This is a genomic window from Bacillus sp. AY2-1 (assembly GCF_008368965.1).
Classification (GTDB): Bacteria; Bacillota; Bacilli; order Bacillales; family Bacillaceae_G; genus Bacillus_A; species Bacillus_A thuringiensis_S.
The window spans coordinates 1-6977 of record NZ_QPEL01000216.1; the positions used below are offsets into that span (position 1 = coordinate 1).

Genomic DNA, 6977 nt, shown 5'->3' on the forward strand with positions numbered 1-6977 from the left:
GTCTTTAAGTTAACAATTCCATGTGTAACTTGTAATGAAACTGGTCTCAATGATGGAGGGCTAAAAGAAGTTGTTGAGGGCGTGGATGTACAAACATGGTTAACTGGAAAAGTTAGTGATGTTGTGGATGAGAGCTTATTAACAGAAGCTGTTGGGCAAATACCAATTTTTAATCGTATTCGTGAGTTGGATAAACGAGATATGATGGCGGTTTATGAATGTTTGGAGAAAAATAACTAATGGTTATCAATTGCAGTAGTCATAAAAACGGGAATATAGGTTTTTAATTATATAAATATAACATATTAAATTGTTATTTAAATCGTTAAAAATAGTTGACCCTCACATAATGTCATTGTTTATGATGAAGTTGAGCTTCAAAGTAGATGTAACTTATAGGAGGAAATCATGTTTAAAATAGGGGATTTTTCGAAACTATCTTCCATTAGTATACGTATGTTGAGACACTACGATAAAGTGGAATTATTACAACCAGTAAAAGTCGATGAGCAGAGTGGATATCGATTTTATTCAGCAGACCAATTAAAAAAAGTAAATCAAATTCAAACGTTAAAAGCTATGGGGTTTAATATTGCTACTATTAAAGAAATAATAGAATGCGATAATATAGATAGCATAAAAGAGCAATTTTTTAATCGTAGTGCTCAAATTAAAGAAGACATGAATAACCTCCAAAAACAATTACGTCTCCTCGAAGACTCAATGAAAACGATGAGAGAGGATGTTGTTGAGATGAATTATCATGTTTCAATAAAAGAAATTCCAGAAAGAAATGTAGCTAGTGTTAGAAAGATTATTCCATCGTATAATTACGAAGGTGATTTATGGAGTATACTAATGCAAGAAATTCAAATGAACAATATTAGTATTGCCCATCCGAGTTATAGTATTGCGGTTTTTCATGATCGTGAATACAAAGAAAATGATGTAGATATAGAAATACAGCTAAGTATTCTAGGTAAGCACGAAAATACAAAAGACGTTACATTTAAAAATATGGAATCGACTAATGTAGCTTCTATAACAGTTAATGGAAGTTATGAACAGATGACAGCTGTAAATGAGGCTGCGGCAAAATGGATTGAGACAGAAGGTTACAAATTAGCGGGCCCGATGTTTAATATTTATCATGTGAGCCCAGCGATGAAATCGGATCCTAATAAGTGGGTTACAGAAGTTTGTTATCCAGTTAAATGATGATAAAGAAAAAAGGCATTAATTATATGCCTTTTTTCTTTGTAAACTTATCCATAAATATCAAGACAAATTACTTCGAGATTCGATTCGTCAACTACTAGCACAATTTTATTTGCAAATGTACAAATGAGCGGATTGTAATGAATCATCTAAAAACCAACCAGTTGGTACTAAAGTAATGTAATCATCTATTTGGAAATTTCAGCAATGTTTAAATGAGCAAAAAAAGCCATCGTAACAAGGGGCTTTTGTCTTAAATAATTTAATGATATGTGTATCCTCCATCAGGAAACAATACATTACCCGTAGTAAAACTATTTTGCATTAAATATAGGACAGTATGTGCAATTTCATCATTATATCCAGCTCGTTGTACAAGTGAAAGAGATTTATAAGCTTCATAAGCAGCTGGTCTATTTTCGTTTTGTTCATTCTCTCTTTTTATTGTTCCAGGAGAAATCACATTAACTCTAATAGGAGCTAATTCCACAGCTAAAGCTTTCCCTAAACTTTCAATAGCACCATTGCAAGCTCCATAAGCAGGTGCGCCTTTAAGTGGTCTTTGACTAAATGCACCGGACATTAACACGATAGATCCAGAGTTTGAAAGCAAAGGAATTGCATATTTTACGGCATAATATTGAGGTCAAAACTTTCCGATGAAGCTACTTTCAGCAATTCCCTCTGTAGAGGTAATTGGTCCAAGTGTGTAAGAGGCTCCCGGTGTGAATAAATGATCAAAGTTCCCAACTGTCTTGAAAAAAATTTGTAATTGCTCTTTATTTTGATTATCCAATATATAAGTTTGAAGATGATTGCTATTTATTAATTTTTTAGCAACTTTTAATTTTTCTTCCGAACGCCCTGCAATAATAACATGTGCTCCTTGTTCAATTACTTGTTTTGCCGTTGCCAATCCAATACCAGAACTCCCGCCAATGATAACAATACGACTATTTTCTAATGTAGTAATAGACATATTTTAGCCACTCCTTTAATAAAAAATTTAGAATATAACTGTGCTATGCTTTTATTATTCACTAAAAGGGAGCAAGTGAAAAGTACGCACTTTATATGTACATAGTCGTAAATTTCGTACTAATCGCTATTTATGCGGATAAGTAATTGGAAAAATTTCTAAATATGGTTTATCCCGCATTAACGGGCAGTAAAACTCTCACCTCAAAGTTAGGAAAATGCAAGGAAGTTAGGTAAGAGATCAATTGCCCGTAAAAGCCCGATTGGTTCAACTAATAATCAGTGTGGGATGAACAAAACCCCCACTGATTAAAGTTTCACTTTATGATATCTGAGGAGAGGTGAGAAAAATGGATTTACAAGAACCGAAGTTAAAAGGGGTAATAGCAACATTACAAATAATCGGCGGAAAATGGAAGCCGCTTATTTTGTTTATTTTGCTAACAGATGGAATGAAACGTTTTGGTGAATTAAAGCGATTAATACCAGATATATCTCAAGGGACGTTAGCAAAGCAATTACGTGAATTAGAGCAAGATCAACTAATAAAACGCGAAATTTATCAAGAAATACCACCTAAAGTAGAATATAGCTTAACTGAACATGGAAAAACAGTCAGTACTGTTTTGGATAGTATGTGTAGTTGGGGAAGAGGGCATTTAGAATATATAGATAAATATAAACCATAAAAATGTTATGTAAACTTATTGTAGTGTGAAGGGAAATGTTGTTTTAATAATTTGTATTTTATAATATATAATTAAGGAGTGTCGTAGGTTATTATACATATTTAATTTATTTTTACAAAGGGGAAGTAATAAGATGAACGAATTAGAGTATAAAAGCTTCTATGATAAAGTAGGAAGATTAAATGGATGGGATTTTAGTAAAATAAAATGTGAAACTGTAGGAGATACATGGGACTTTTATAGTGAGGTAAAAGAAAGGTGTAAACCATCACATATTTTACTTGATGTTGGTACAGGCGGAGGAGAAAATGTACTTAATATAGCATCTTCGGATAAATTGTTAGTTGGAATAGATAATTCTAACGGCATGATTGAAACGGCACATTCTAACTTGAAAAAATCAGGTGTACAAAATGTTGAGTTTCTTCAAATGGGTTCTGAAGCTTTAACATTTCCACATGCACATTTTGATATTGCTTCAAGTTGTCATGCCCCGTTTCTGGCATCTGAGTTAGCAAAAGTAATGAAAAAGGGTGCCTTTTTCTTAACACAACAAGTAAGTGAGAATGATAAATTAAACCTGAAAGAAGCATTTTGTAGAGGACAATGCTTAGGTGAACGGGATGGTACTTTAAAAGAAAAGTATATGAATGAACTTATTAGTGCAGGATTTGATCTCGTGCAAGTACGTGAATATGATGTTACTGATTATTACAGTAGGTCTGAAGATCTCATTTTCTTATTAAAACATACCCCTATTATTCCTAGATTCGGAGAACAGGAAGAGGATTTTACTATTTTACAAAAGTTCATTGATACGTATAGTTCTGAAAAAGGGATTCGTACTAATTCAAAAAGATTTATGATTATTGCTGTAAAACCTTAATGTATTTTATCGTAAAAGTTGCTTTTCATTTAAGGAAAGGCAGCTTTTTTATATGGAAACAATGCAGGGGAAATTTGAAAAAATAGAAATAAGTAAAGTGTTAATTAAAAAACGAAATATGGAGGATATTTGTTTTGAAACGTTAGTGTACTAGCAATAAAAGAAGCTAACATATTCATACTAAAGTTGTAGTTTCTACATGAAAAATCCATCCTTCCGTTTGATTTTATCTATTTATAAGTGTAATACAATACGAATAGATAATAAGAAATGAGGGGGAATGTAAAGTGATTACACATATATCAGATATAAAACTACAAACGGTTTCCATAGAAGGGGTAAAACAAGTTTATAAGGACATATTATCTTTTCCAATAAAAAAAGAAACAACATCCTTCATTCAATTTGAAATAACACCTTATACAACAATTAGTTTTCAAGAAGTGTATGAACCAATTGCACCTGCACATTTTGCTTTTGAAATCCCATATTCAAAATTCCATGAAACAGCAAGATGGTTAAAGGACTCTGGATTACTCATTGTGAAATGGCAAAATGGAAATGTAATTGGTGAAGAGAATGGTCTATTCAATTTATACTTTAAAGACGGAGATGGAAATCTACTCGAAATTATCGCACATAGTTATGTTAAAGAGGATGTATTAGTACCACACTCACCTTTAAACATTTTATACGTAAGGGAAATTGGTCTTCCTGTTAAAAGTGTACCTGTTTTTACGGAATGGTTAAAATCAAATCTAAATATGAAAACGATGGAAGATGGGGATATTTTTAACTTTGTTATAGGTGGCACTGCATATATCGTCGCGACTTGGTGGCAGAGACCTTGGATTCCAATCGCAATGAAAGCTTTACCACCGAAAGTTCATGTTTCTTTTGGAACACCGGATTCAGCATTTTTACAGCACATCCAAAATAACTTTAAGAAAAATAATGTTCCCTTTGAATGTAAACATAATGAAGTATCATTTATTGAGCAGGGATATTCATTTTCTATTGTGTATACACCAGAGTTTCATTCCAATATTCCTAAAGAACTAAACTTACCACTTTCTATTTAAGGATAGAAAGTGGTAAGTTTTTTATATCTTCGTGAAGAAGGTTTTCGTTATGATTAGAGTGAATGCAAAGAAAAGGATTAAGCGTTATTCAAACTTATTTTAAGGAGAGAAATGAAGTGAATCTAGGTAATCCAATTGCAAAAGGGAATACTGCAGAAATTTATTTAACTGATGATAAGGTTGTAAAATTATTTAAAGATTACCTCCCAGATACAGAGTCTATGAATGAAGCAAAAAAACAAAAATATGCTTATTCATGCGGGCTGCCAGTTCCAAACGTATTTGAAGTGACAAAGATACAAAATAGACAGGCAATTATTATGGAACATGTAAAAGGGGACAACATTGGTGATCTTCTGCTTAATAATTTAAATGAGGCAGAGCGTTATATCGGCTTTTGTGTTAATGAGCAAAAAAAGATCCATGCTATACATGTGAATACAGATGAAATGGAGTTAATGAGGGAAAGGTTAGAGCGTCAAATTAAATCTGTGCATAAATTGGATGAACGCAAAAAGAAGGATATATTACAAAAATTAGAATCTATTACATTTGATTTTAGGCTATGTCATGGAGATTTTCATCCATTTAATTTGATTTTGAGTAAGGAAGAGAAAGTGAAAGTTATAGATTGGGTAGATGCTAGTTCAGGTGATATTCGCGCAGATGTATTTCGAACATACTTGTTGTACTCACAATCTTCGGTAGAATTAGCTGAGATGTATTTACATATATATTGCAGTCGTACCGGCATATCAAGAGATGAAGTTTTTCAATGGGCTCCTATTATTATTGCAGCTAGATTTTCTGAAAAAGTATCACCGCAAAATGAAGTGTATTTGAAAAGATTATTGAATCAGTATTTATAAGTCATAAAAAAGGTTGTCAGCTAATTAATAAATGCTGTTGTTTAACCAAAGTTTCCTTGTAGTTAAACAACAGTATTCTTAAATATTGATATAGGTATTCTTATTTTCGATCTTCATCCTATAAAGGTTCATAATCCGTACTTGTTCCTCCGTTAATTCATCTTTATCCCAATACATATGCATTAAGCTATATTCAAAAATCTCCTTTAATTTAATAAATAACGGAAACTTGTCTTTCATCTCTTTTGGTAGCTCATTTTTCTCTTGGTAGCCTTCAAATAGTGCTTTTGTAATAGAATACTCATAGTCAACGATATTCCCATTTCCAGCAAATGAATATTCTATTGCACTATAAATAGGAACGGCTAAATCGAATATGTAAAAATGTTTTTCGCAGTCTTGAAAATCTATCATTGTTAAGTTTGAATTATTTTCGACTAAAATGTTTTCTAACCATAAATCTCCGTGTATTAAGCCGTAATTTGAAGGGGATTTTGGTAGCTCTTTTATGGAAGTTAAAACGTCAGATGCAATTTCTCTTATTGTATTTTCTTCTTTAGGGATATATTTAAGAAAATTATATTCTTCATTTTCATACCAATCGTTTATATGTTTTACTGGTTTAATCTTTTCAAAGCTTTTAGATATACGATGTAATTTTCCAATTTGTTTACCAAGTTTTTTAAATATATTAGAATTCCATTCAGACCTTGGTAAATGTATACCAGGAGCAGCTTTATATAATACAGCAAAAATCTCCTTGTCTAATGTGAATTTTTCTACAAAATTCCCTTGTAATGAAGGGATTATTGGTGGAACACCTAAACCATTTTGATATAAAAAATTTGTATATAAAACTTCCTCTATCTGTTCTTCATATGTTTTGTAGTTTGTAATTCTACTGAAGTATGTACCTTGTTCTGTAAGACATTCATACATCTCATTTGTTATTGGCTTAATGTTAATAAAATTCAACGGATACTGTTCATTTATGAATTGAAGTATTTCTTTTTCTAGCTTGTTCATTGAAACGTCCTTTCCAAACCTTAATTTTTTAACTTGGGAATTAAAAGAATTTTATTTTATAAAATTCGTGTTTAATTTTTGAAATCCTTTAAAATGAAATATGATGTAAATTGACCTTTAATAATTAGTAAGGTATTGCCAACATACTCATTAACGCTAAATTGAAAAATGAATAGAAGGTATGACAAAATAAGATAGATGAAAAAATATAAAATTAATACGTATATAT

At 31.4% G+C, this 6977-nt stretch carries 6 protein-coding genes and 2 pseudogenes; 6 read left to right on the forward strand and 2 right to left on the reverse strand.

Annotation, left to right across the window (positions count from 1 at the left end; all coding sequences use genetic code 11):
- Together DN403_RS29020 and DN403_RS29025 are read left to right on the forward strand one after the other, a co-directional pair.
- Positions 1–240: pseudogene (locus DN403_RS29020) on the forward strand (ABC transporter); the annotation flags it as partial.
- 168 nt (positions 241–408) lie between these two features.
- A complete protein-coding gene (locus DN403_RS29025; protein ID WP_133964181.1) occupies positions 409–1218 on the forward strand; it encodes a MerR family transcriptional regulator in 810 nt (269 codons plus the stop codon).
- 262 nt (positions 1219–1480) lie between these two features.
- Here the strand turns inward: DN403_RS29025 and DN403_RS29030 are convergent.
- A pseudogene (locus DN403_RS29030) lies at positions 1481–2197 on the reverse strand (SDR family oxidoreductase).
- Positions 2198–2546: 349 nt separating this feature from the next.
- Here DN403_RS29030 and DN403_RS29035 point away from each other — a divergent pair.
- The 4 genes from DN403_RS29035 (at position 2547) to DN403_RS29050 (ending at position 5722) form a co-directional block, all read left to right on the forward strand.
- Positions 2547–2885 (forward strand): winged helix-turn-helix transcriptional regulator, encoded by a 339-nt coding sequence (locus tag DN403_RS29035; RefSeq protein WP_149186038.1) that lies wholly within the window; start codon positions 2547–2549, stop codon positions 2883–2885.
- Between the two features lie 133 nt (positions 2886–3018).
- Positions 3019–3771 carry a class I SAM-dependent methyltransferase gene (locus DN403_RS29040; RefSeq protein ID WP_149186039.1) on the forward strand — a complete coding sequence of 251 codons (753 nt, stop codon included), beginning with the start codon at positions 3019–3021 and terminating at the stop codon, positions 3769–3771.
- 287 nt (positions 3772–4058) lie between these two features.
- On the forward strand, positions 4059–4853 hold the full coding sequence (locus DN403_RS29045; protein ID WP_016098556.1) for a VOC family protein: 795 nt from the start codon (positions 4059–4061) through the stop codon (positions 4851–4853).
- A gap of 116 nt (positions 4854–4969) precedes the next feature.
- Complete coding sequence (locus tag DN403_RS29050) at positions 4970–5722, forward strand: aminoglycoside phosphotransferase family protein (RefSeq protein WP_074790191.1); 753 nt, start codon at positions 4970–4972, stop codon at positions 5720–5722.
- Positions 5723–5800: 78 nt separating this feature from the next.
- Here DN403_RS29050 and DN403_RS29055 read toward each other — a convergent pair whose 3' ends face one another.
- The gene (locus DN403_RS29055) at positions 5801–6748 is read right to left on the reverse strand and encodes a phosphotransferase enzyme family protein (RefSeq protein WP_074790130.1); all 948 of its coding nucleotides are present in this window, start codon (positions 6746–6748) and stop codon (positions 5801–5803) included.
- Positions 6749–6977: the final 229 nt, after the last annotated feature.

Bases quoted from the DNA above. Each gene is read 5' to 3' on its own strand.
- DN403_RS29025 (WP_133964181.1), top strand. From the start codon at position 409: ATGTTTAAAATAGGGGATTTTTCGAAACTATCTTCCATTAGTATACGT.
- DN403_RS29035 (WP_149186038.1), top strand. From the start codon at position 2,547: ATGGATTTACAAGAACCGAAGTTAAAAGGGGTAATAGCAACATTACAA.
- DN403_RS29040 (WP_149186039.1), top strand. From the start codon at position 3,019: ATGAACGAATTAGAGTATAAAAGCTTCTATGATAAAGTAGGAAGATTA.
- DN403_RS29055 (WP_074790130.1), bottom strand. From the start codon at position 6,748: ATGAACAAGCTAGAAAAAGAAATACTTCAATTCATAAATGAACAGTAT.